This is a genomic window from Arthrobacter sp. BB-1 (assembly GCF_006151685.1).
Lineage (GTDB): Bacteria > Actinomycetota > Actinomycetes > Actinomycetales > Micrococcaceae > Arthrobacter.
The window spans coordinates 62,124-85,305 of the sequence record NZ_VDEV01000039.1; the positions used below are offsets into that span (position 1 = coordinate 62,124).

Below are 23,182 nucleotides of genomic sequence, written 5' to 3' on the forward strand. Positions count from 1 at the left end.
TGTTGCGAGTGGTGGTGCTGGTGATGGGTCGGTTAAACCTAGGGTGCGTGGTGGTCCGCAGCTTCATGGACCACCAGCATGTCCTCGTCCAGTTCCCCGTCGGGGAAGAAGCAGGCGAAGCGCTGGTCCAGGGCGGGCAGCGGGTGCGCCGCCAGCGCCTGGGCCGCTTGCGACGGCCGCACGGGTTCCAGGGGAGGTTCAAGGGTCAGGCATTTTTCCTGCTTCGCCGGGGGCAGCGCTGCGAAGACCGGGCAGCGGGTGGCGAAGTTGCAGCCTTTGGGTGCATCCAGCGGCGAGGGCAGGTCGCCCCGGAGGATGATGCGTTCCCGGGTGCGTTCCAGCTGCGGGTCCGGGACGGGGATGGCCGAGAGCAGGGCGCGGGTGTAGGGGTGGCGGGGGTTGTCGAACACGCGGTCCACCTCGCCGATTTCCACGATCTTGCCCAGGTACATGACGGCTACCCGGTTGGAGATGTGCCGGACCACCGAGAGGTCATGGGCCACCAGAAGGTAGCTGAGGCCCAGCTCAGCGCGGAGCTTGTCGAGGAGGTTGATGACGCCGGCCTGGACGGAGACATCCAGGGCGGAGACTGGCTCGTCAAGGACCACGAGTTTCGGGTTCACGGCCAGGGCCCGGGCTATGCCGATCCGCTGGCGCTGGCCGCCGGAGAACTGGTTGGGGAAGCGGTTGACGTGGTCCGGCTGCAGGCCCACCAGCTTCATGAGTTCCATGATGCGTTTCTTAATGGCCTGCCGGTCCATGCCCGCGTTCTGGAGCGGTTCGGCCAGCACTTCGTAGACCGTGAAGCGTGGATCCAGTGCCCCGGTGGGGTCCTGGAACACCATCTGGAGTTCACGGCGCATGGCGCTCTTGGTCCGGGCGTCGGCGGCCTGCTTGTTGCTGATCCCGCCAATCACCACCTCGCCGTCCTGGTCCTTGTGGAATTCCATGATTTCCAGCAGCGTGGTGGTCTTGCCGGAGCCGGACTCGCCCACAATGGAGAAGCACTCCCCCTCGCGGATATCGAAGCTCAGTCCGTCCACTGCCTTGACGGTGCCGATCCGTTTCTTGAGCAGCGCGCCCCGGGTGAGCGGGAAGTGCTTGCGCACGTCCTTGAGCTGCAGGACTGTTGAGCGCTCCTCCCGCGGTATGGCGTCGAACCGTGAGACGGGCACGGGTGGGGCGGCGAAGACGTCGCGGGCATCGACGTCGCCGCCCAGGGACTCCGACTTGATGCAGGCCGCGCTGTGGTACACGCTGCCCGGTACCGGGACGAGCGCCGGTTCGCCGTCGAGGCACGCGTCCGACGCAAGGGGGCAGCGGGGGGCGAACGAGCAGCCGGTGGGCGCGTGGACCAGGTTGGGCGGCATGCCCTCAATGGGGACCAGCGACGCCTTTTCCGCGACGTCAACGCGCGGCACGGCGCCGAGCAGGCCCATGGTGTAAGGCATCCGCGGGTTGTAGTAGAGGTCATCCACCGCGCCCGTCTCCACCGGCTTGCCGGCATACATCACCATGATGTCGTCGGCCATGCCGGCCACCACGCCGAGATCGTGCGTGATCATCACGACGGCGGCACCGGTCTCCTCCTGCGCGGTATGCAGCACCTCCAGCACCTGGGCCTGGATGGTGACGTCCAGGGCCGTCGTCGGCTCATCCGCGATAAGGACCCGCGGGTTGTTGGCGATGGCGATGGCGATCATCACGCGCTGGCGCATGCCGCCGGAGAACTCGTGCGGGAAGGCCCTGAGGCGTTCCTTGGGGCTGGGGATGCCCACCATGGCAAGGAGTTCGACGGCGCGGGCTTCTTTCGCCTGCTTGCTCATGGTGGGGTTGTGGATGGTCAGCGCTTCGATGATCTGGTTGCCGACGGTGTAGACGGGCGTCAGCGAGGACAGCGGATCCTGGAAGACCATGGCCAGCTCATTGCCGCGGTACCCGCACATCGCTTTGTCGCTGAGGCCCAGCAGCTCCTTGCCGTTCAGCCGGACGGAGCCGGTAACCCCTGCCGTCTCGGGGAGCAGGCCCATGATGGCAAGGGACGTGACCGATTTGCCGGAACCGGACTCGCCCACGATGCCCAGCGTCCTTCCGGGCATCAGGTCGAAGTCCACTCCCCGGACGGCGTGCACCACGCCGTTCTCGGTGTTGAAGCGGACGTTCAGGTCCCGGACGGACAGGACGGCGTCCGTGGGGGCGTGGAAGCCTGCGACGTGCAGCCGCTCCGCCGCTGACTGGGGCTGTCCAACCGGCCCGGCGGCAGTTTCGCTGCTCATGAGGCGTTCCCCTTCACACGGGTTTTCAGGGCGGTGCGCTTCCTGGCGCTGCCGGACGAACTGGAGCTGGGGTCGAAGGCGTCCCGCAGTCCGTCGTTCATCATGGCCAGGGATCCGGTCAGGAGGAACATAACGGTCAGCGGCACCCAGAACATCCAGGGGAAAGTCTGCACCTGGGACGTGGCTCCGCCGATCAGCACGCCGAGGCTCACGTCCGGAACCTTGATGCCGATGCCGATGAAGGAGAAGGCAACTTCCGCGAGGATGGCGCCGGTGACGCCCCGGGTGATGTCCAGGACCAGGAGTGAGCCGATGTTGGGCACCAGGTGCCGCCATACGATCCTGCCCGCCGGGACGCCCATGTACTGGGCAGCCTTGACGAAGTCCCGCTGCATCAGGGACATGGACAGCGACCGGATCAGCCTTGCCGTGCCCATCCAGCTGAAGACGAGCAGGACGATGATCAGCAGCAGCCACGAAGGCAGGTTCCGCCTGAGCCCTTCGCCTCCGCCGCTGGTGGCCACCGCCACTACCAGGAGGGCCGGCATCATAATGAGCGCTTCGAGGATGAAGAGCATCACCTTGTCCACCTTGCCGCCAAAATAGGCCATGGTGCACCCGTAGACAGCGGCGACGAGGACCGAGACGAGCCCGACAATCAGGCCAATCAGGATGGAGATCCGCGTGCCTTCCACCGTCATTGCGTAGAGGTCGATGCCCGCCTGGGAGGTGCCCAGGTAATGCTCGGCGGCCGGCGGCATGCCGATATTGAAGGGGTCGATGGTTTCCTTGTCCCACTGGGTGAAGTATCCGCCCACAAAGGAAAAGAGTGTCAGGGCAAGGAAGATGGCAAGGCCTGCCACGGCCGTCTTGTTCCGCATGAAGCGGCGGAAGATGATGGTGTTCTTGCCAATGACGACGTCGGCGTTCTCCAGGTGCGCGTCCTGGGCGACGGCGGCCGGATCCACGGCGTTGAGGTTGGTCACGGTTACTGCACCCGCACTCTCGGGTCAACAAGGGTGGTGGCGAAATCCGCCAGGATGGCTCCCAGGGCGAAAATGACCGAGCCGTACGCCAGGGTGGCGGTGGCGGCATTCACGTCCTGGAGCGAGATGGCGTCGATGCTCCACGAACCCACGCCGGGCCATGCGAAGATCTTCTCCGCGAAGAAGCCGCCGGCAAAGATGGCCGGGATGGTGAAGGCGATGCTTTGGGCCACCGGGATGAAGGAGACCCGCAGCGCATGCCGGGAGATCGCCTGGTTGCGGGTCAGGCCCTTGGCGCGGGCCGTCCGGACGAAGTCCGCGTTGACATTGTCCAGGAGGTACTGGCGCTGGGCGATCTGGTACGACCCCCAGCCCACCAGCGTGATGGCCACGGTGGGAACCGCGTAGTGCGCCAGCATGTCGATGAACTGGGCCCAGCCAGGCTCCATCCCGGGAGTGGAGATGCCGGTCACGAAGAAAATCCGCTCGCCCACGGTTTCGTTGATGTTAATGGCGCCCAGCTGCACCAGGAAGTACGCAATCGGCGCGGGCACGATGTAGGCAAGGTAGCTGTACGAGGTGATGGCCCGGTCCTGGAACTTGTACTGGCGCGCGGCCGAGTAGACGCCCAGGGCCACCCCGATCACCAGGGTCAGGATGATGGAGGCCAGGAAGAGCCGGGTGGAGATCCAGACGCGGTCCCCGAACTCGGCGTTGATGAAGGCTCCGTTGGGGCTGCGGCCCCAGTCCCAGCGCGTCACGATCGCGGTGAGCCATTCGACGTACCGTTCCCACGGGCTGAGATCCGGATCGAGGCCCTTCAGCCGCATGGAGTTTGCCACCTGCTCCGGGGTGGGACGGGGAATCCGTTCCTGCTCCAGCAGCGCGGGCTTCAGGGAGCTGACCGCCAGGAAATATCCCGCCGAGGTGGTCAGGAAGATCATGAAGATGTACGTGATGCCGCGCTTGGCGAGGTACCTGAGCATGAGGCGCTATTTCCGTTTCGCCGCCACGGGCCGGGGGAAGGAGCACAGCGGTATCCACTGGCGCGCCGGGGTGTTGGGCCTATCAACAATCACGTGCTGGATCCTTCCGTCATCCCCGGTTAAGCGGGGGTTGTGCCGCTTCATCGGGTCCTCCACCAGCGGGTAGCTGGCCTCCCGCAGCCTTGGCAGGCCAGGTCCTGGTGGACTATGTCGCGGGTCACATTCCAGAGGAAACTATCACAAGCCCGAAGCGAAAATACGGGCGCACGCGCGGAAAGTTACCCGCCCGTATCAGATCGTTATGAATAAGTTTGTGAAGTCCGTGTGACTGGACGGACGGTTCGGAAATGCCGTAATCTACGCGCCGCGGACCACCCGTGTGACAAGCTCCCGCCACGAGGCTGCCAGGCGTTCGGGCGTGACGCCGTGGACCTTGACCAGGGTCAGCAGCCGCTCCGGATCAAGGGTGGCGCTCAAGGAGCCGGCCATCAGCCAGGGCTCCGGCTCGAATCCCTCTTCCCGGAGCAGCACCTCGATGTGGCGGTGCCAGAGTGCCGCCGGGGGCGCTTCGAAGCGCCCCCTCAGTGCGTTTTCCGCGGCGAGCACCAGCTCGCCGAATTCCATCACGTATGCGATTCTTTCGGCACCGAAGGCGATGAGCCGCTCCAGTCCGGTTGCGCCCGGCCCCAGCGGCGGCGGCCCGAACATGAAGCGCGCTTGGAAGGCGGCCTCGGATTCGCTTAGGAGGGTCAGCATCAGCCCGGCCCGGCTGCCGAACCGGCGGAAAACGGTGCCTTTGCCCACACCGGCGTGTTCTGCGAGTCTGTCCATGGTCAGCCCCTGGGGGCCGCATTCCTCAATGAGCTCCTGCGCGGCCTTCAGCAGGCGCTCCCTGTTCCGGGCAGCATCGCGGCGTTCAGGGGAGGGCTCCGGGGTCAGTCCGGGCCGCAATGGGATGAAGCTCACAACAGTTATTCTACGGCCCGGGAATAATAAGCGGACCGCAGTCCGTTTAGTCTGGTGAAGGCAGCAAATGCCCCAGCTTTCAACCCGGCCGCGGCCCTCCCGCAGCCCTGACCCAGGAGTTCCCATGACCAAGAGCACCGTCCTTACCCTCGTCGGCAGCCTCCGCGCCGACTCCACCAACCAGAAACTGGCCGAAGCCATCCAGCTGAACGCACCGGAGCAGGTGGACGTGGTGATCCACGAGAGCCTGGGCAACATCCCTTTCTACAACGAGGACATCGACGTCGAGGGCCAGGTACCCGAGGCAGCGGCCGCGCTGCGCGCCGCCGCCAATGAGGCCGACACGCTGCTGCTCGTGACTCCGGAGCACAACGGCACGGTGCCCGCCGCACTGAAGAATGCCATCGACTGGCTGTCCCGCCCCTTCGGCGCCGGCGCCCTGGCCGGCAAGCCCACCGCCGTCGTCGGCACTGCCTTTGGCCAGTACGGCGGGGTCTGGGCGCAGGACGAGGCCCGTAAGGCTGCAGGCATCGCCGGCGCCCAGATCCTTGAGGACGTCAAGCTCGCCGTGCCCGGCTCCATGGTGCGCTTCGCCGAACTCCACCCCAAGGACGACGCAGAGGTAGTGGAGCAGATCAAGGGCGTTTTCGACGCCCTCGCAGCCTCCCAGCCCGCAGCCTAACCAGCTGCCCTCCGCGGTGCCCGGTGCAGGGATCTGCGCCGGGCACTTCTGTTTGCACCGGCACCTTCCACCCGCCGGCCGCGCCGGCTCTGGCTGCAGCGTACGTTCGTTGCTAGCGTGACGGAATGAGCCCGTCGAAGACCCCGGCCGAGACCCTCACCATCGCCGGCACCGAGGTCCGCATCTCCAGCCCCGACAAGATGGTATTCCCGGAACCGGGGCTGACGAAGCTGGACCTGGTGCAGTACTACCTTTCCGTCGCGGAGGGCGCACTGCGGGGTGCGGGCGGGCGGCCGATGGTCCTCAAGCGCTTCCCCAAGGGCATCGGCGCCGAGCCGTTTTTCCAGAAGCGCGTGCCGGAGAACCACCCGGACTTCATCGAGACCGCAACACTGCACTATGCGTCCGGGACGTCTGCCGAAGAGGCGGTCATCCGCGACGCCGCGGGCCTGGCCTGGGTGGTGAACCTCGGATGCCTGGACCTCAATCCGCATCCCGTGCGCGCGGAGGACCTGGAGCACCCTGACGAGCTCCGCGTGGACCTCGATCCGATGCCGGGCGTGGACTGGTCGCAGATCGTCGACGTCGCCTATGTGGCGCGGGAGGTTCTCGGCGACGCCGGCCTGGTGGGCTGGCCAAAGACCAGCGGTTCGCGCGGCCTCCACATCCTGGTGCGCCTCGCGCCGCAGTGGTCCTACCGTGACGTGCGGCTCGCCGCCGAGACCCTCGCCCGCGAGGTGGAAAACCGCGCCCCCGGCCTGGCCACCGCGCGGTGGTGGAAGGAGGAGCGCGGGGAGAGCGTGTTTGTGGATTTCAACCAGAACGCCAAGGACCGCACCGTGGCATCGGCCTACTCCGTCCGGCCCCTGCCCGACGCCCGGGTCTCCACGCCGCTGACCTGGGACGAGGTCCGCACGGCCCGCCCGGAGCAGTTCACCGTCCGAACGGTGCCGGGACGCTTTGCCGAAAGCGGTGACCCGCACGCCGGGATCGACGGTGCCGCGGGCAGCCTCGATGCGCTCCTTGCACTTGCTTCCGAGCTGGGCCCAGCCGAGAAAGCGCCGCGGGCCGGGGACGGCTCGGGCCGCCGTCAGTCCGTGATGCCGCTCATCGAGGTGGCACGGACCAGGACCAAACCCGAAGCGCTGACTGCCCTTGAGGAATGGAAATCCCGGCATGCCGGCCTCGTTCCGGCCCTCCATCCGGCAGATGTCATGGTGGACGGGATGCGCGGATCGAGCTCGCTCTGGTACCGGGTGCGGATAAACCTGCAGCACATCCCCGAGGCGGAGCGTCCGGGCCAGGAGGAACTCATCGCGGACTACGATCCCTGGGCGGGCAGGGAGTGGCCGGGCCAGCCAACTCCCTGACTGCGGCCTTGACAGCGGCCTTGAGGGCCGCAGTTCCGTGACCAACTCTTGTCCCAACCGGTACCTTCCCGGCATTCCCGCCCCAAAACCCCGGCCGTAACGTTAATCCACCGGACCGGACGATGGATTGCGGTGCAGGCATGCCAGCAGGGTGGAGCGCAGGAAGACGCAGGGCAAGGCTGCGGGCAGTAGCCGCCAGCCTGATGCTTCCGTTGTGGCTCGGCGCCTGCGTGGTCCAGGGTTCCCAGGAGTCCACACAGCCTTCATCCGCCCCGCTGCCCCTCAACGGGAGCGCGCCGGCAGCAGGCCCGCAGTCCCTCACCCCGGCACCGCAGCCCCAGGATGCCGCGGGGCAGGAGACCACTCCCGCCCCACCCGTGGACGAACCCCCTTCCAGCAACGGTGCGGGGACAGATGCGCCGGCCACACCTGCGCCCGCAACCGCCAGCACGCCCGGGAAGAGGGCAGCGAAAGGATCCCTCCCGGAAGGCCCCGCCACCGGCGAAGCGCCGGGAGGCACGGTGACGGCGTACTACGTCCTCGTGGACGACGGCGGCAGGAACGGAGTGCGTTTTGGCTGCAATGACAGCCTGGTGGGCATAGCCCAGGCGAGCTCCGCCGACGAGCCGCTTCCTTCTGCGATCGGCGCGCTGTTGGATTCTTCGGACGGAGCAATGCGGACGCACGAACCGGAGGCCTACAACGCCCTGGACCAGTCGCGGCTCAGGTTCCTTTCCGGCAGCTTCGACGGCACTACCGTCACTGTTTACCTCGCCGGGGTCCTGAGGCCCGGCGGAACCTGCGACGTGCCCCGCATGGAAGCCCAGCTCACGCAAACGGCTGTGGCTGCCACGGGCGCCATCAGGGCGGAAATCTACGTGAATGGTCGCAGCCTCGCGGAAGCCTTGAAGCTCGGCCAGGGCTGACTTACTTCCTGCGGCAACTACCCAAGGTGGCTCATAGATATACAGGTGTTGCTTTTTAGGCAACACTCCGCGGTATCCTGATGATGTGAGCCACGAAACACTTGACGCCGCAGCAGGGACGCTGCCGGCCGAAGCCATTGATGCCATTGAGCGGGCAGCAACCTCCGCCCACCGCCACGACGAGCTGTTCTCAGAGCGCGCCGCGAATATCCGCCAGTCAGCGGTGCGGGATGTCTTTGACATCTCCATGCGCCCAGGCCTCGTCTCGCTCGCTGGCGGCAGCCCCTACCTGCAGTCCCTCCCGCTGGAGCGGCTCGCCGCGACGGCCGCCCGGATCATCGCGGAAGACGGACTGACGGCCCTGCAGTACAGCAGCGGGCAAGGATCCGAGGAACTCCGCGCCCAGATCTGCGAACTGATGGCCGTCGAGGGCATCCTCGATGCCAGTCCGCAGAACGTGGTAATCACCGCCGGCTCGCAGTCCGCGCAGGATATCGCCACGAAGCTCTTCTGCAATCCCGGCGACGTGGTCCTCGTGGAGGATCCCACCTACGTGGGTGCATTGAACACCTTTGAGGCGTACCAGGTGCAGGTGGAAACCGTCGAAATGGACGAGTCCGGCCTGGTGCCGGACCTGCTGGAGGCACGGATCGCGGCGCTCCAGATGGCCGGAAAGAACATCAAGTTCCTGTACACCATCCCCAACTTCAACAACCCCTCCGGAATCACCCTGGCGAGGGACCGGCGCCAGCAGGTGGTGGATATATGCCGCAACGCGAATATCCTGGTGGTCGAGGACAACCCCTACGGCCTGCTTCGCTTCAGTGGTGAGCCGCTGCAGCCGCTCCGCGCCGAGAACCCGGACGACGTGATCTACATGGGTTCCTTCTCCAAGATTTTCGCTCCGGGACTGCGTATCGGCTGGGCCCTGGTTCCGGAGCACCTGCAGCGCCGGTACTACCTGGCGGCCGAATCCGTGACACTGTGTCCGCCGGCCTTCAACCAGATGCTCATTTCGGCGTACCTCCGCGACTACGACTGGCGGGGCCAGATCGAGACCTACCGGAGGCTCTACGCCGAACGCTGCAGCGCCATGCTCGCTGCCCTGGCGGAAGACATGCCGGCCGGAACCACGTGGACCAGCCCCGAGGGCGGGTTCTTCGTGTGGGTGACGCTGCCGGAAGGCGTGGACACCTATCCCCTGTTGCACAAGGCGATCGACGCCGGAGTGGTGTTCATCCCGGGGGCCGCCTTCACGCCGTCGGACGAGCCATCCAACAAGCTGCGGCTGGCCTTCAGCGCCGTGCCCCCGGAAGCCATCGCCGAAGGGGTGCGCCGCCTGGCGCCGGTGCTTCAGGAAGCCATCGCCGCGCTGTAGCCTTGGCCTGACCAGCGCCAACGAAACCAAGCAAAGGAGCAACATGAGCGGAATCATCGTCGTCGGTGTGGACGGCAGCGCAACTGCAAAGAAGGCCGCAGGGCAGGCCCGGGACCTCGCGGCAGCCCTCGGTGCTTCCCTCCATGTAGTGTCCGCTTTCGACAGCGACCGCACGGAGGTCTTCGGCAGCGGCAGCGACCGGTGGATCGTGTCCGACGCTGACGCCGCCGAGCATGTGGCACGGACCGTGGCGGAGTCCCTGGGCCGGGACATCAAGATCACGTACTCCGCCGCCCGCGGCAGGCCGGCCGACGCCCTCATCAAGGAAGCGCTGCGCACTGAAGCGCGGATCATCGTGGTGGGAAACCGCAGGATGCACGGGATTGGCCGCGTGCTTGGCAGCGTAGCCAACAGCGTTGCCCACAACGCCCCCTGCGACGTGTACATCGCCAACACCTACGACGCCGACTAGCAGTTACCGCCGACACTCCCCCTGGTGGCGCATATCGCCAAGGGGAGTGTCTGTTCTCACGGACTTTCCGGGGTTCCCGCCCGAGGCGCAAAGATAAAATTGGAGAAGCCCCCAATGGTGCGGACACCCCCACCCGCCACCAGCAAAGGGCTCCAATGATCACCCTCCAGCGCCGCCATCTGGCAGGCCACGACATTCTCCTGGCCCGCCACGGCAACCACATCTGCTCCATGCGGGTTGACCGGACCAATGACCGGGTGGTTGCCCTGCTGGACGACGGCAGCGTGGACAGCGCGCCGAACCTCATCGCCCCCGGCCTGAGGCTTCCCGAGACCGTGGGCAGCGTGCTGCGCGAGGACTGGAAGCTCCTCACCGCCTGGGCCGGAATGGCGGCGGCCATGGCAGTACTCCTGACGGGCGCGGCAGTGGTTCTGGGGACCACCGCGGACCCCGCCGCCCTGGAGATGCTGGCTGCGTACACGTCCTACTAGGGGCGAAACCCACCTCCTGCGGGACGTCGGCCTAGGGCACCATCCAGCCGTCCAGCGCCCACCAGATCCCGGCCATTACCACACCGCCGAACAGGGATCCGGCTATTACCTGCGCCCGCGAATGCGCCCGCAACACCACGCGGGACCAGCACACGGCAGGCACCAGGAGCAGCAGCGGAAGCCACGCCGGGCCGAGCATAAGCACCGCGATCACGGCTGAAGAGGACACCGCCGCCGCATGCCCGCTGATCTTCCAGAAGGGGCTCACGGCGGCCAGCACCACCACCCCCGCCACCACGGCAAGGACCATTGCCACCACGCTCTGCGGCGCCCCGGCCGCTTCCAGTACCAGGAGCCCGGCCAGGATAGACACCAGCGCCATCAGCAGCACAGGCGCACGCTGCCGGCGGTCACTGACGTGGTGGTCCGTCACCTTCCCCATCCGCACCAGCAGGAGAAGCAGGAACAGCGGGAGCACGCAGACAAACAGGGCGGCCAGCGCGCCGTAGCCGAGGGTTCCTGGGAATCCCGGCTGCGTCATGGGGCTGATCAGCAGCTGGAGGCTCACCACCACGGGCGGCTGGAATGCCTCCGTCAGCCATCTCGCGGCCCGGTTTTTCAGCCGGATGGTGCTGCTGTTGACGGCCATGTGGTTGCCCTAGTCCAGGAGGAGCGCCGGCTCCTCCAGGATGGCGGCGACGTCGGCCATGAAGCGGGCGGACAGGTCGCCGTCCACCACGCGGTGGTCGAAGGACCCGCCTAGGGTGGTGATCCAGCGCGGGATCACTTCCCCGTCCAGGACCCAGGGCTTCTGCTTGATGGTTCCGAAGGCCACGATGGCTACCTCGCCCGGGTTGATGATGGGTGTGCCGGTATCGATCCCGAGGGCACCGATGTTGGTGATGGTGAGCGTGCCGCCCTGCATTTCAGCGGGCTGGGTCTTCCCTGCCCTTGCGGTCAGGGCCAAATTGTTGAGCGCCAGGGCCAGTTCCTTCAGGGACAGGTCCTGCGCGTTTTTGATGTTCGGCACCATCAGCCCGCGCGGTGTTGCTGCCGCAATACCAAGGTTCATATAGTGCTTGACCTGGATTTCCGCGGCATCTGTCCCGTCCACGTTGTCCACCCACGTGGCGTTGACGCTGGGATTCCGCGCGGCTGCCCAGATCACAGCCTTGGCCAGGATGAGCAGCGGCGAGACTTTGATGCCCTCAAAGTCCCGTGAGGCCTTGAGCCGCTTGACGAATTCCATGGTGCGGCTGGCATCAACGTCCACGAAGATGCTGACGTGGGGTGCTGCGAACGCGGAGTCCACCATGGCCTTCGCCGTGGCCTTGCGGACGCCCTTGACGGGGATCCGTTCGATCCGCTGGTCCTGCGGCTTGCCGGCCTTGCCCCAGAAACCGTCCGCCTTGTCCAGTTCCGCGTCCCGCTGGGCCTGGTAGCTGACCAGGTCCTCCCGCGTGACCTCGCCGCGGGATCCTGTTGCCACCACGTCGGCCAGGTCGATGCCCAGGTCCCGGGCGATCTTGCGCACCGGCGGCTTCGCCAAAACCTTGTTCACCAGGCCGGTGATGGTGCCGCCCAGCGTAGGGCGGTTGTCCACGGCACCGCCGGCAGTTTGGCCGGGCATCTGCGTCGCACTGCCTGCCGGCGTCCCCGGCCCTGCGGACACCTCTGCCGGCGTACGGGGCTGGACCGGCTCCACCTCCGGGGCATTGACGGACAGCGAGCCCGCCGGGCCGCTGGTGGTGGAGCTCGCCGAAACCCTTGGGCGCCGCTTGACGGCGTCCGCCTTCGGTCCCGAGCCAACCAGGGGGCCCCCGGCCAACGCACTGTCCGCGCCCGTGGCACTTCCTGTTGTGCCGCCGTCGGACGCCGGAAGCTTTCCGTAGAGCGGCTGGACGGGAGTCTCAGGCGCAGGGACGTCGGCGGGCGTGGGGTCCCCGGAGACGTCGTCGCTGACGCTGATGATGGCCGTGCCGACGTCGATGGTCACCCCTTCCGGCACCAGCAGTTCCGTGACGGTCCCCGCAAAAGGGGAGGGCAGTTCCACCAGGGACTTGGCCGTCTCGATCTCGCACAGGACGTCGTTAATGGCGACGGCGTCGCCCGGCTTGACCTTCCAGGAGACGATTTCGGCCTCGGTGAGGCCCTCGCCGACGTCGGGCAGGTTGAACTTGTTGAGAGTCATGGTGTCCTCGGTTGGAGAGCCTCAGTAGGAGAGGGCGCGGTCCAGCGCCTCCAGGATGCGGTCGATGTCCGGAAGGTAGTCTTCCTCCACCTTGGCAACCGGGTACGGCATGTGGAATCCGCCCACGCGGATCACCGGGGCCTCAAGTGAATGGAAGGCGCGCTCACTGATCCTTGCCGCAATTTCGCCGCCGATGCCGCCGAAGGTGGGGGCCTCATGGGCCACGATCAGGCGGCCCGTCTTCTGCACGGAGGCCGTGACGGTATCGAAGTCCAGCGGTGAGATGGACCGGAGGTCGATCACCTCCACGCTGTGCCCGTCCTCCTCCGCCGCGTTGGCAGCGGCCAGCGCAACCGGGACGAGGGGGCCGTAAGCCACCACGGTGGCGTCCGTGCCGCTTCGGAGGACGTGGGCCTTGAAGGGGTCCCCTGCCTGGCCCGGCGCCGCGACGTCCACCTCGCCCTTAAGCCAGTAACGGCGCTTGGGCTCGAAAATAATGACCGGATCCTGGCACGCCACGGCCTGCTGGACCATCCAGTACGCGTCATGCGCATTGGACGGCGTGATGATGCGCAGGCCGGCAGTGTGCGCGAACAATGCTTCCGGGGACTCCGAGTGGTGCTCAACCGAGCCGATGCCGCCGCCGTACGGGATGCGGATGACCACCGGGACGGTGAGGTTGCCGTTGCTGCGGGCGTGCATCTTGGCCAACTGCGTGGTGATCTGGTTGAAGCCGGGGAACACGAATCCGTCGAACTGGATTTCGCAGACCGGCCGGTAGCCGCGCAGCGCAAGGCCGATGGCGGTTCCGATGATCCCGGATTCCGCCAGCGGGGTATCAACCACCCTGTCCGGGCCGAACTCGCCGATCAGTCCGTCCGTCACCCTGTAGACGCCGCCCAGGGGCCCGATGTCTTCACCCATCAGCAGTGATTTGGGATTTTGGGTGAGGGTCGCGCGGAGGCCTTCGTTGATGGCCTTGGCGATGGTCATGGTGGTCATCAGTGGCCTGCCTTTGCTGCTGCCCGGGCCTCTTCGCCAGGTTCCCCGTCTGCGAACCCTGCGCTGTATTGCTCAAACCATGCAAGTTCCTCCGCCACCAGGGGGTGGGCTTCGGCGTAGGTGTTGGCGAACGCGGAGCGGATGTCCGGGGTTTCGAGGTCGTGGGTGGTGCGCCGGACGTAGGCGGCGAGTTCATCGCCGTCGGCCTTCACCTTCGCGAAGAAGGCGTCGTCCGCCAGGCCCTCCGAGCGGAGGTATTTCTCCACGCGGGCCAGCGGGTCCTTGGCCCGCCAGGCGTCCTCTTCTGAGGACTGGCGGTACTTGGTGGGGTCGTCGGCAGTGGTGTGGGCGCCCACGCGGTAGGTGAAGGCCTCGATCAGGACCGGGCCCTTGCCTTGGCGGGCGTGCTCCAGGGCCCATTCCGTGACGGCGTGGACGGCGATCACGTCATTGCCGTCCACGCGGATTCCCGGGAAGCCGTATCCCTTGGCGCGGTTGGACAGCGGCACGCGGGTCTGGACGTTGGTGGGCACCGAAATTGCCCAGTGGTTGTTCTGGCAGAAGAACACCACCGGGGCGTTGTAGGAGGACGCGAAAACCATGGATTCGTGGACGTCGCCCTCGGAGCTGGCGCCGTCGCCGAAGTAGGCGATGACGGCGGCGTCCTCCCCCGCACCGGCCGCGCCCGTTGCTGCTGCCAGCTTCTGGTCGCGCTGGATGCCCATGGCATAGCCGACGGCGTGAAGCGTCTGGGCGGCAAGGACCAGTGTGTAGAGGTGGAAGTTGGTGTCCTTCGGGTTCCAGCCGCCGTTGGAGACTCCGCGGAACTGCCTGAGGAGTTCGGCCAGGTCCACGTCGCGGGTCAGGGCCACGCCGTGCTCGCGGTAGGTGGGGAAGATGTAGTCCTGCGGCTGGCTGGCACGGCCGGAACCGATCTGCGCCGCTTCCTGTCCGGTCAGCGGGACCCAGAGTGCCAACTGCCCCTGGCGCTGCAGGGCCGTTGCCTCGACGTCGAACCGGCGGATGGCCGCCATGTCCGCGTACAGGCCGCGGAGGGCCTCCGGAGTGATCTTCTTCGCATACTCGGTGAAGACGGGATCGAAACCCAGCTTTCCGTCCGGGCCCAGGAGTTGGACCATCTGCGCCGGAGGCTCGCCCATGACTGCCTCGGCATCAGCCTCGCGCTGGTCGTCTACCGCTGTTTCGTCGAACTCGGTGGAAGGCAGATGTGTGCCCATACCGTCTCCTCGCTTGCCGCATGCGGATGCAGTGCAATGTCGCTGGGATATATGCCTCAAGAGGAATAGATTCCCGGCGCGGCATATATATTGCTGTACTGATCCTAACTTTATCTTCAGTAGGTAGCCGCAGAGCTACTTGTTAAGCGCTAGGAACCCCGTGGCGCCTTTGTATAGTTCGCACACAGCTGGAGGAACCGGGTGTTCGCCTCGACCTCGCCGATGCTCACCCTGACCCCTTCGCCGGGGAATGCGCGGACGGAAAGGGCCCGAGACCCGGCCAGCTCGGCGAACTCGGCACTATCGGCGCCCATGTCGAGCCAGACGAAGTTCCCCTGGGCGTCGGGAACAGCCCAACCCAGGCTCCGCAGTCCTGCCGTGACCCGCTCGCGCTCATCAACCAGGCTTTGTACCCTTTCTACAACCTGGGGGTAGTTCTGCAGCGAAACAATCGCGGCCTTTTCGGCAATCTGCGACACGGCAAAGGGGGTTGCGGCCACCCTGAGGTGCTGCGTCAGCCCGGGGTTGGCCACGCTGTAGCCCACCCGCAGCCCGGCCAGCCCGTGCGCCTTGGAGAAGGTCCGGAGTACCACCACGTTGGGGTACTTGCGGTACATGTCGAGTCCGTCCACCGCTTCGTCGTCCCGCACGAACTCCTGGTAGGCCTCGTCAATCACCACCACCACGTGGGGTGGGACGAGCCGGATGAATTCCTCGGTCTCGGCTGTGCGGAGGGCTGGGCCGGTGGGGTTGTTGGGTGTGCAGAGGAGGACCATCTTGGTCCGGGCTGTCACTGCCGCGGCCATCGCGGGGAGGTCGTGGCGGCCGTCCGGGGTGACGGGGATGCGCACGCTTTCCGCGCCGGAGAGGCCCACGCTGATGGGGTAGGCCTCAAAAGAGCGCCAGGCGTAGACCACCTCGTCCGGCGTGCCGTCGTCGTTCCGTCCCGCGAACGTGGCCAGGAGCTGGTTCAGGGCGCCAAGGCTGCCCGCGCCGGTGACGATGTCCTCCGCGGGGACCCCCAGGAACGTGGACAGCTCGCCGCGCAGCCTGCTGCTGAGCGGGTCCGGGTACCGGTTGAAATCGGTCTGGTGGGCAATGGCTTCCAGGACCGCGGGAAGCGGGGGCAGCGGATTCTCATTGGAGGACAGCTTGTAACTGGCCAGCCCGTCAACGGCGGCGGGGGGCTTTCCGGCGGCGTACCGGGGCAACCGGGCCACCACCGGACGGGGCTGGACACCGCCCGTCACAGTCTCAGATGACGTCATGCAGACCAGCCTACTTCGCAGCACCCGCCTCCCGAGGGCCCTCCGGGGTTCACCGCCCCTTAACCGCTGGGTCATCCGTCACTGGTGGGCTGGGAATCCCACGTGGACCAAGCAGAAAGACAACCTCAATGATGCGAAAACTTGCCGCAACGCTCTCCGCGGCCGCTCTGGCCGTCACTGGCATACTCAGCGCCGGCTTATCTGCCACTGCCGCCGAGGACGAGGTGAAAAGGACCGGGCTTAGCGATCTCCGGGTCATGTCCTACAACATCCACCACGGTGCCAGCGGCCGTGACGTGCTCGACCTGGACCGGATTGCGGAGGAGATCGAATCCAGTGGCGCGCAGATCGTCGGCCTCCAGGAAGTGGACAGGCACTGGTCCGCTCGCAGCAATTACCAGGACCAGGCCGCGTGGCTCGCTGAGCGCCTCGACATGCACTATGCCTACGCAGCGAACCTGGACCTTGGCCCGGAGCCGGGACGTACTGACCGGCGGCAGTACGGCACGGCCGTCCTCAGCAAATACCCAATTCTCAGTTCGCAAAACCACCTGCTCACCAACATCCAGTACGCAGAGAAGCCGACAGAGCAAAGGGGCCTGCTGGAAACGGTCATCAATGTCGAGGGAAACCACATCGGCTTTTACAACACGCACCTGGACCACCGCCGGAGCGAGCAGCGCCAACTGCAGGTCAAGGAAATCCTGGACATCACATCCGAATCCGCCCGTCCCTCGTTACTCGTGGGTGACCTGAACGCCGTTCCGGCCTCCACCGAGATGCAGCAGCTTATGACACGCTTCACGGACGTTTTCGCAGCGCTCGGCCAGGACCAGGCCTACACGATGCCAGTGGAGAATCCTGACCGGCGGATCGACTACATCCTCGGCAGCGGTGACATCCAGCCTCGTTCCGCAGAGGTCATCAGCAGCATGGCGTCCGACCACCTGCCAATAGTCGCCGACGTTTCGGTGGCACAGAAGCCGAACGGCCTGATGCGCTAACAACGGGTTGCATGGCAGGGCCACGACGCTCGCCCGGTGGTGTGGCCGTCCGCGCCACCGGGCGTTTCCGTTTGTGGGCGCGGCTCACACGCTGGTGCTGTGACAGCATAGGACCATGCGTTCATTCATTGGCCGGGTCCTTATCAACGCACTCGCTTTGTGGATTGCCAGCTGGGTTCTTCCCGGCTTGGACATCACCACCTCGGCCGCCACAGACGCGGTAGCCAAAACCGGTGTTGCAGAAGGAACGGACGTCGCAGGAACTGCCCTGGCGTACTTGTTCATCGGCCTGATCTTCGGATTAGTCAATGCGTTCATCCGCCCCTTGGTGAGTTTCCTGTCCCTCCCGATCACCATCCTGACGCTGGGCCTCTTTACCATCGTCATCAGCGCCGCGATGCTGTATGTGACGTCTTGGATCAGCAGTTTCACGCCCGTGCATTTCACCATTGATTCGTTCTTCTGGACAGCAGTGCTCGCGGCCATCATCATTACCCTGATCTCGCTGGTGGCCGGGCGGCTTACCGGCATCCGCCGGTAGCCGGCACTCTCCCTTGCCGAACCCGGCGCACCTAGCGCCCGGCATAACCACGTGCTGGTTTTTTGTCATCAGCGGGAGCCGGGGCAGGACCCGGTGCCGGGGCGGCCTTCATCCGCGACAGGGAAAACCGGGTGGCCGTGGCGGCGCCTCCCGTGCCGAGTATGGCGCCGAGAGCGGCGGTGGACTCCACAAGCGAAGGGTCGCCACTATGTGACACCAGCCGGGCACCGTCCTGGTAGGTGCTGAGCGCGTGGCCGGGTCCGATCCCGCCCTCCCCCTCCGCGACCCTTGGGGTGTTGGTCAGGGTAACTGTCACACGGTCCTTCGTGTCCGGATTAGGCGCCCCGTCCGAACCCGGCACCCAGTCGCCACGGTGCTCAAGATGCAGCGACTGCACCCCCGGCACGGGAGTGATCCCAGCCACGGGGGAACCGGCGGTCAGGACATACTGAAGGTCGTAGTTGCCGAGGAAACGGGGATCCGCTGCGAGGTTCATGGCATGGATGCCGCCCTGGCTGTAACCTACTGCCACCACGGCAGATCCGTGCTCCGCCCCAGCTGCCTGGAGGGCCTGGAGCGTCGCAACGCTCACTTCGTCGGAGTTGTACACCATTGCCTCCGTTATGCCCACCTCATCAAACGGGTTCTCCCCACCGGCGCCGTAAAGGGCAGGCTGGGTGCCGGGCACCAAAAGCACATACGCTTTGTTGCCGCCATTGGAGATTTCGACAATCTCAATAAATCCTGCACCCCGCGCATCCAATTGCCGGATGCGCTCAAGCAGGCCGGCCGGAGAGGAGTCCAGGTCCACTTGCACTGACTCTTCCTGATGCACGGCCAAGGGGCGGCTGAAGACACCGGCCTGCTCTAGAGCGTCCCAAGCCCAGGGTTCCATCTCAGCCCGCCGCTTCACATCTGCGGCCTGAAGACCAAGACTGGCCACGATGGTTTCCGTCATCTTGCCGTCGGGGAAGCGGGTGGCGGCTATATCGGTCATGGAATGATGGATATCTTCGAAGCTGACTATTCCAAGCGACCGCGCAGCGCCCGCCAACCACTCCGCCATTTCATACTCGTGCTTGGAAGCCCGGACCTGGCTGCTGATGCGCTGCAGTTCGGTCCGGACCGCCCGGACGCTCCGCTCGGCTTCCCCCACCGCGGTCAGGGCCATGGTTCCCGTCCACCTGGGCAGGTCCTGGTAAGGAGTGAGGTCCTCCCAGATGCGGCGGACCTGAACCTCGATCCCGGCCAGCCTGCCTGCGAGGCCATCCAGCTTCTCGGCACCTCCGGCGAGCTCCTCCAGCTGGAAGCTGATACCGCCCACACCTCCCCGGATGGCCAGGGCTCCATCGTCTGCCGGCCCGGAAACCCGGATGGGGCCGCCGCTGCCTGAAGGGGTTGCCTCGGCCATTACGGCGTGCCGCCGTAGGAACAGGCAGCCACCAAGGTCTCCTGGCTGTGCCTGGCCACGGCGGACCTTGCCTCAACAAGGGATTCGAGCGAACGGCGCAGGGCAGCGGCCTGGAGTGATACAGAGTCCCGGTATGCCCGGCCAGCCGGTGATTCCCACTGCAGCAACTGGATATCCCTGAACCCTGCAAGGACTTCCTCTGCGCCGACCAGGCAGGCCGCCACGCGATCCGCCAGCTGGTCCACCTGGGAAGCGCGCAGCATGCCCGCCCGCAGGTCGGTGCCTGCCAGTTCGCTGCTCATTGTCCTTCCCACCACACCTTTGCCCGTTGCATCGATGAGTCCCCCGTTCCGCCCGGCGTTGCCCTTCCCTGCTCCGACGCTACGGAGGGACTGCCCCTGACCTGAAGAACCGCCGTCGGCTATGTGGACAAGTAACGCGGAGGCAGCCGCTTAAGGGGCTGCCGGACTTCGTGAAAGAATCAGCACATGCCTGAAACTGCCGCCACAGCTGACACCCGTACGCCCTCAGGACGCCTGGCCCTTGCCGCGTCCCCGGAAAGAATTGCGCTCGGCCCGCTGGACGGCCGCTACCAGTCGGCTGTCGCACACTTGGTTGACTACCTCTCGGAGGCTGCCCTCAACCGGGACCGCGTGGCAGTGGAAGTTGAGTGGCTCATCCACCTGACCAGCAACAGCGTCCTTCCCGGCGCCGGCCCGCTCACCCCGGAACAGCAGGAGCAGCTGCGTGCGATCGTCACCGAATTCGACGCTGCCTCCGTGGCCGAACTTGCTGAAATCGAAGCCGTCACGGTCCACGACGTCAAGGCCGTGGAGTACTACATCGGCCGGCGCCTGCCCGCCATCGGGATCGAAAACCTGACCGCCATGGTCCACTTCGGCTGCACGTCGGAGGACATCAACAACCTTTCCTACGCCCTGGGCATCAAGGGGGCTGTGGAGGACGTGTGGCTGCCCGCCGCCCGTGCCCTGGTGGCCCAGATCAGCAAGATGGCTGAGGAAAACCGGGCCGTTCCCATGCTGTCCCGCACCCACGGCCAGCCTGCCACCCCCACCACCCTGGGCAAGGAGCTGGCGGTCATCGCGCACCGCCTCACCCGCCAGCTGGACCGGATCGCCAAAACCGAATACCTCGGCAAGATCAACGGCGCCACCGGAACCTACGCCGCGCACGTGGCATCGGTCCCCGGCGCCGACTGGCAGCAGGTGTCCAAGTCCTTCGTCGAAGGGCTGGGGCTGGCCTGGAACCCGCTGACCACGCAGATCGAAAGCCACGACTGGCAGGCAGAACTGTACGCCGACGTTGCGCGCTTCAACCGCATCCTGCACAACGTCTGCACGGACATCTGGAGCTACATCTCCATCGGCTACTTCGCGCAGATCCCGGTGGCCGGCGCCACCGGTTCCTCCACCATGCCGCACAAGGTGAACCCGATCCGCTTCGAGAACGCGGAGGCCAACCTGGAGATCTCCAGCGGGTTGCTGGACGTCCTGGGCTCCACCCTGGTCACTTCCCGCTGGCAGCGCGACCTCACCGACTCCTCGTCCCAGCGCAACATCGGCGTGGCGTTCGGCCACTCCCTGCTGGCCATCTCCAACGTCGCCAAGGGCCTGGAGCGCCTGGATGTGGCCGAGGACGTCCTGGCCGGGGACCTGGACACCAACTGGGAAGTGCTGGGCGAGGCGATCCAGATGGTCATGCGCGCCGAGGCGATTGCCGGCGTCGAAGGCATGGAGAACCCCTACGAGCGGCTCAAGGACCTCACGCGGGGCCAGCGGGTGGACGCCGCCCGCATGCAGGAATTCGTGCAAAGCCTCGGCCTGTCACCGGAAGCCGAGGCCCGGCTGCTCGCCCTGACGCCCGGGAAGTACACCGGCATCGCGGAGCAGTTGGTGGACCACCTTAAGTAAAAGTACGACGACGGCGCCGGCACCGAAGGGGTCCGGCGCCTTTGTTTATGGTCATCCGGGCCCGCCGGGAGTGCGAAACTGGAACCATGAAGCTGCTGCTCATCCGCCACGGCCAGACTCCCGGCAACGTGCTGGGCCAACTCGATACGGCGCATCCGGGCCCCGGGCTTACGGAACTCGGCGAACGGCAGGCCGAGGCCATGGCCCGCTCGCTGGCGAACGAGCCCATCGGTGCCCTGTACGCGTCCACGCTGATCAGGACCCAGATCACGGCCGCACCGCTGGGCCGGGTGCACAGCCTGGACGTTGAGATACTGGACGGCCTGCACGAAATCGAAGCCGGCTCCCTTGAGAAGCTGACGGACCAGGAAGCCCACAAGCGCTACATGGGGACCGTCTTCTCCTGGGCCGCCGGGGACCTGGACCGGCGGATGCCGGCAGGTCCGGACGGGCACACATTTTTTGACCGTTTCGACGCTGCCATCCGCCAGGTTGTGGACCGGGCACTGGACCAGCGGCATGAAGCCGCTGCCGTTGTCAGCCACGGCGCGGCGATCCGCACTTGGGCGGGACGCCGGGCCGAGGATGCGGACCACGAATTCGCCGCGCGGCATGTGCTGGCCAATACCGGGATCGTGGCGCTGGAAGGCGATCCGGACCGCGGGTGGAAGCTTATCCACTGGGACGGAAGCCCGGTGGGCGGACTTTCCCTCGCGGACCCAACCGCGGAAGACCCCACGGGCCGGGACGTGGCCTAGGCCAGCTGGCGGATCCGCCGGGCCGGGAAAACCGCCATCCCGCGGCAGGGGATGGCCGCTTCGCCGGCGGGAACGGGAACGAGTCGAGCGGCCATGCCCGCCGCCTCCCCCGCCGTCGGACGTTCTCCGCTGTCCATGGCCGTCAGGGACCGGAGGAAGGAACACCAGCCGGGACCCAGGGACTCCGGCACTTGCGGACTGCGGAGGGTCCTGGCCACAAGGGACTCGATGGCAGTGCCGGGAAACGCCTTGGCTCCGGTGAGCAGCTCCAGCAGGACCAGTCCCATGGCGTAGACGTCCCAGGAGGCCCGCGCCGGCCCTCCCGATGCCTGCTCCGGGCTCATGTAGTGCACAGTTCCTGATGAGATGCCTGGTTCCGGCGCCGAGCCGGCAGGCGCCACGATGCCGAAATCGATGATGCGGACAGGGCTCCGCCGCAGGCCGCTCAGCATCAGGTTGGCGGGCTTGATGTCGCGGTGCACCAGCCCCTGCCCGTGCAGGTGGGCCAAGGCTTCGAAGAGTCCCCGGGCCCACCCCGCAACAACGTCGGGGTGGTACTGGCTGGTGCGGGCAGCCTCCGAGAGGCTGGGTCCCAGGGCAAGTTCCTCAACAAGGAAAGGGCGCCCGGCGAGGGCAGAGCTGCCGGGCACCACGCCCTGGCCGATGAACCGGACAATTGAAGGATGCTGCAGGGATGCCAGGATGGCCGCCTCGGTGTGGATCCTCTCAAAGTGTTTGGCTGACACGCCCACTGCCACCTTCACCGCCACATCGGCCCCGCCTTCGAGGTCCGCAGCGCGGAAAACCTGCGCGAGCGCACCGCGGCCCAGCAGGTCCCTGAGTTCGTAGCGTCCCGCCACCACGGGCTTGGCGGCGTGGAGTGCCGCAGCCGATCGAAGGAGCACGGGCGCGGTCATGCGGGGAGCGCCGCGGAATGTGCTGGGCCCGCCACTGTCCCGTCCTGCGAACCGTAGGCATAAGGGGACTGGATCCAGGCATCCAGCTGGAAACCGCACCCGCACCGCCACACGGGCGGCAGGTACACGGGGCCGCCGTCCTCGGCTTCGAAGGAATAGCCGACGGCGGCCGGCCCCACGGCGGGGGTGACAAGGTCCATGGCGGAGCCGCAGTGGGTGGCGGGGTCGCCGACGGCCGCGCCGTCGCGGGGCGATGGGTGGAAGGACGCGCTGGGCGGAAGGGGTTCCAACGGGAACAGCTCAGTAAAGGTAACCAACACGCTCACGACTCCGGTGTAAGGATGACGGGGAATAATCGTAAGCATACATATTGCTAGCCGGTCTAGCT

23 protein-coding genes are annotated in these 23,182 nt (G+C 66.3%); 10 read left to right on the plus strand and 13 right to left on the minus strand.

From position 1 onward, the window contains the following. Nucleotides 1–38: 38 nt before the first annotated feature. The 4 genes from FHJ30_RS19605 to FHJ30_RS19620 all read right to left on the minus strand — a co-directional run bounded on the left by FHJ30_RS19605 (nucleotide 39) and on the right by FHJ30_RS19620 (nucleotide 5,214). Nucleotides 39–2,276, minus strand: a complete 2,238-nt coding sequence (locus FHJ30_RS19605) for an ABC transporter ATP-binding protein (RefSeq protein ID WP_139030930.1) — start codon at nucleotides 2,274–2,276, stop codon at nucleotides 39–41. After that, nucleotides 2,273–3,262 (minus strand): ABC transporter permease, encoded by a 990-nt coding sequence (locus FHJ30_RS19610; RefSeq protein WP_139030931.1) that lies wholly within the window; start codon nucleotides 3,260–3,262, stop codon nucleotides 2,273–2,275. The genes FHJ30_RS19605 and FHJ30_RS19610 overlap by 4 nt, the downstream gene beginning before the upstream one ends. Before the next feature lie 2 nt (nucleotides 3,263–3,264). Further along, nucleotides 3,265–4,248 (minus strand): ABC transporter permease, encoded by a 984-nt coding sequence (locus FHJ30_RS19615; protein ID WP_139030932.1) that lies wholly within the window; start codon nucleotides 4,246–4,248, stop codon nucleotides 3,265–3,267. A 357-nt stretch (nucleotides 4,249–4,605) separates the two neighbouring features. Then, nucleotides 4,606–5,214 carry a TetR/AcrR family transcriptional regulator gene (locus FHJ30_RS19620; protein ID WP_139030933.1) on the minus strand — a complete coding sequence of 203 codons (609 nt, stop codon included), beginning with the start codon at nucleotides 5,212–5,214 and terminating at the stop codon, nucleotides 4,606–4,608. Between the two features lie 124 nt (nucleotides 5,215–5,338). Here FHJ30_RS19620 and FHJ30_RS19625 point away from each other — a divergent pair, with 124 nt between their 5' ends. The 6 genes from FHJ30_RS19625 (at nucleotide 5,339) to FHJ30_RS19650 (ending at nucleotide 10,533) form a co-directional block, all read left to right on the plus strand. Further along, a complete protein-coding gene (locus FHJ30_RS19625) occupies nucleotides 5,339–5,896 on the plus strand; it encodes an NAD(P)H-dependent oxidoreductase (RefSeq protein ID WP_139030934.1) in 558 nt (185 codons plus the stop codon). Nucleotides 5,897–6,021: 125 nt separating this feature from the next. Next, on the plus strand, nucleotides 6,022–7,266 hold the full coding sequence (ligD, locus tag FHJ30_RS19630) for a non-homologous end-joining DNA ligase (RefSeq protein WP_139030935.1): 1,245 nt from the start codon (nucleotides 6,022–6,024) through the stop codon (nucleotides 7,264–7,266). 140 nt (nucleotides 7,267–7,406) lie between these two features. Next, nucleotides 7,407–8,192 (plus strand): hypothetical protein, encoded by a 786-nt coding sequence (locus tag FHJ30_RS21790; RefSeq protein WP_240793772.1) that lies wholly within the window; start codon nucleotides 7,407–7,409, stop codon nucleotides 8,190–8,192. Nucleotides 8,193–8,277: 85 nt separating this feature from the next. Continuing rightward, nucleotides 8,278–9,570 carry a PLP-dependent aminotransferase family protein gene (locus FHJ30_RS19640; protein ID WP_139030936.1) on the plus strand — a complete coding sequence of 431 codons (1,293 nt, stop codon included), beginning with the start codon at nucleotides 8,278–8,280 and terminating at the stop codon, nucleotides 9,568–9,570. A gap of 43 nt (nucleotides 9,571–9,613) precedes the next feature. Further along, nucleotides 9,614–10,042 (plus strand): universal stress protein, encoded by a 429-nt coding sequence (locus FHJ30_RS19645; RefSeq protein ID WP_139030937.1) that lies wholly within the window; start codon nucleotides 9,614–9,616, stop codon nucleotides 10,040–10,042. 155 nt (nucleotides 10,043–10,197) lie between these two features. Continuing rightward, nucleotides 10,198–10,533, plus strand: a complete 336-nt coding sequence (locus FHJ30_RS19650; RefSeq protein ID WP_139030938.1) for a hypothetical protein — start codon at nucleotides 10,198–10,200, stop codon at nucleotides 10,531–10,533. A gap of 31 nt (nucleotides 10,534–10,564) precedes the next feature. Here FHJ30_RS19650 and FHJ30_RS19655 read toward each other — a convergent pair whose 3' ends face one another. The 5 genes from FHJ30_RS19655 to FHJ30_RS19675 form a co-directional block, all read right to left on the minus strand. After that, nucleotides 10,565–11,182, minus strand: a complete 618-nt coding sequence (locus FHJ30_RS19655; RefSeq protein WP_139030939.1) for a phosphatase PAP2 family protein — start codon at nucleotides 11,180–11,182, stop codon at nucleotides 10,565–10,567. Between the two features lie 9 nt (nucleotides 11,183–11,191). Further along, on the minus strand, nucleotides 11,192–12,724 hold the full coding sequence (locus FHJ30_RS19660) for a dihydrolipoamide acetyltransferase family protein (RefSeq protein ID WP_139030940.1): 1,533 nt from the start codon (nucleotides 12,722–12,724) through the stop codon (nucleotides 11,192–11,194). A gap of 21 nt (nucleotides 12,725–12,745) precedes the next feature. Then, entirely contained in the window at nucleotides 12,746–13,726 is a 981-nt protein-coding gene (locus FHJ30_RS19665) for an alpha-ketoacid dehydrogenase subunit beta (RefSeq protein ID WP_139030941.1), read from the minus strand. Further along, entirely contained in the window at nucleotides 13,726–14,964 is a 1,239-nt protein-coding gene (gene pdhA, locus FHJ30_RS19670; RefSeq protein ID WP_139030942.1) for a pyruvate dehydrogenase (acetyl-transferring) E1 component subunit alpha, read from the minus strand. Before pdhA ends, FHJ30_RS19665 begins: the two co-directional genes overlap by 1 nt. Nucleotides 14,965–15,113: 149 nt before the next feature. Then, nucleotides 15,114–16,232, minus strand: a complete 1,119-nt coding sequence (locus FHJ30_RS19675) for a histidinol-phosphate transaminase (protein WP_139030943.1) — start codon at nucleotides 16,230–16,232, stop codon at nucleotides 15,114–15,116. 128 nt (nucleotides 16,233–16,360) lie between these two features. Between FHJ30_RS19675 and FHJ30_RS19680 the strand changes: the two genes are divergently transcribed. Together FHJ30_RS19680 and FHJ30_RS19685 are read left to right on the plus strand one after the other, a co-directional pair. Beyond that, entirely contained in the window at nucleotides 16,361–17,236 is an 876-nt protein-coding gene (locus tag FHJ30_RS19680; protein WP_139030944.1) for an endonuclease/exonuclease/phosphatase family protein, read from the plus strand. A 115-nt stretch (nucleotides 17,237–17,351) separates the two neighbouring features. Further along, nucleotides 17,352–17,777: a phage holin family protein gene (locus FHJ30_RS19685; RefSeq protein WP_139030945.1), complete on the plus strand. Its 426-nt coding sequence runs from the start codon at nucleotides 17,352–17,354 to the stop codon at nucleotides 17,775–17,777. Nucleotides 17,778–17,808: 31 nt separating this feature from the next. On the opposite strand, the gene FHJ30_RS19690 is transcribed toward FHJ30_RS19685, so the two are convergent. Beyond that, nucleotides 17,809–19,188 carry a hypothetical protein gene (locus FHJ30_RS19690; protein ID WP_179997650.1) on the minus strand — a complete coding sequence of 460 codons (1,380 nt, stop codon included), beginning with the start codon at nucleotides 19,186–19,188 and terminating at the stop codon, nucleotides 17,809–17,811. Beyond that, a complete protein-coding gene (locus tag FHJ30_RS19695; protein ID WP_139030946.1) occupies nucleotides 19,188–19,490 on the minus strand; it encodes a hypothetical protein in 303 nt (100 codons plus the stop codon). The genes FHJ30_RS19690 and FHJ30_RS19695 overlap by 1 nt, the downstream gene beginning before the upstream one ends. A gap of 186 nt (nucleotides 19,491–19,676) precedes the next feature. On the opposite strand from FHJ30_RS19695, the gene purB reads away from it, so the two are divergent. Together purB and FHJ30_RS19705 are read left to right on the plus strand one after the other, a co-directional pair. Continuing rightward, a complete protein-coding gene (gene purB, locus FHJ30_RS19700; protein ID WP_139030947.1) occupies nucleotides 19,677–21,119 on the plus strand; it encodes an adenylosuccinate lyase in 1,443 nt (480 codons plus the stop codon). An 86-nt stretch (nucleotides 21,120–21,205) separates the two neighbouring features. Continuing rightward, a complete protein-coding gene (locus FHJ30_RS19705) occupies nucleotides 21,206–21,877 on the plus strand; it encodes a histidine phosphatase family protein (RefSeq protein WP_139030948.1) in 672 nt (223 codons plus the stop codon). Here FHJ30_RS19705 and FHJ30_RS19710 read toward each other — a convergent pair. Beyond that, a complete protein-coding gene (locus tag FHJ30_RS19710) occupies nucleotides 21,874–22,794 on the minus strand; it encodes a serine/threonine-protein kinase (RefSeq protein WP_139030949.1) in 921 nt (306 codons plus the stop codon). The two genes, FHJ30_RS19705 and FHJ30_RS19710, sit on opposite strands and share 4 nt — an antisense overlap. Continuing rightward, nucleotides 22,791–23,120 (minus strand): hypothetical protein, encoded by a 330-nt coding sequence (locus FHJ30_RS21795; RefSeq protein WP_240793773.1) that lies wholly within the window; start codon nucleotides 23,118–23,120, stop codon nucleotides 22,791–22,793. The genes FHJ30_RS19710 and FHJ30_RS21795 overlap by 4 nt, the downstream gene beginning before the upstream one ends. Nucleotides 23,121–23,182: the final 62 nt, after the last annotated feature.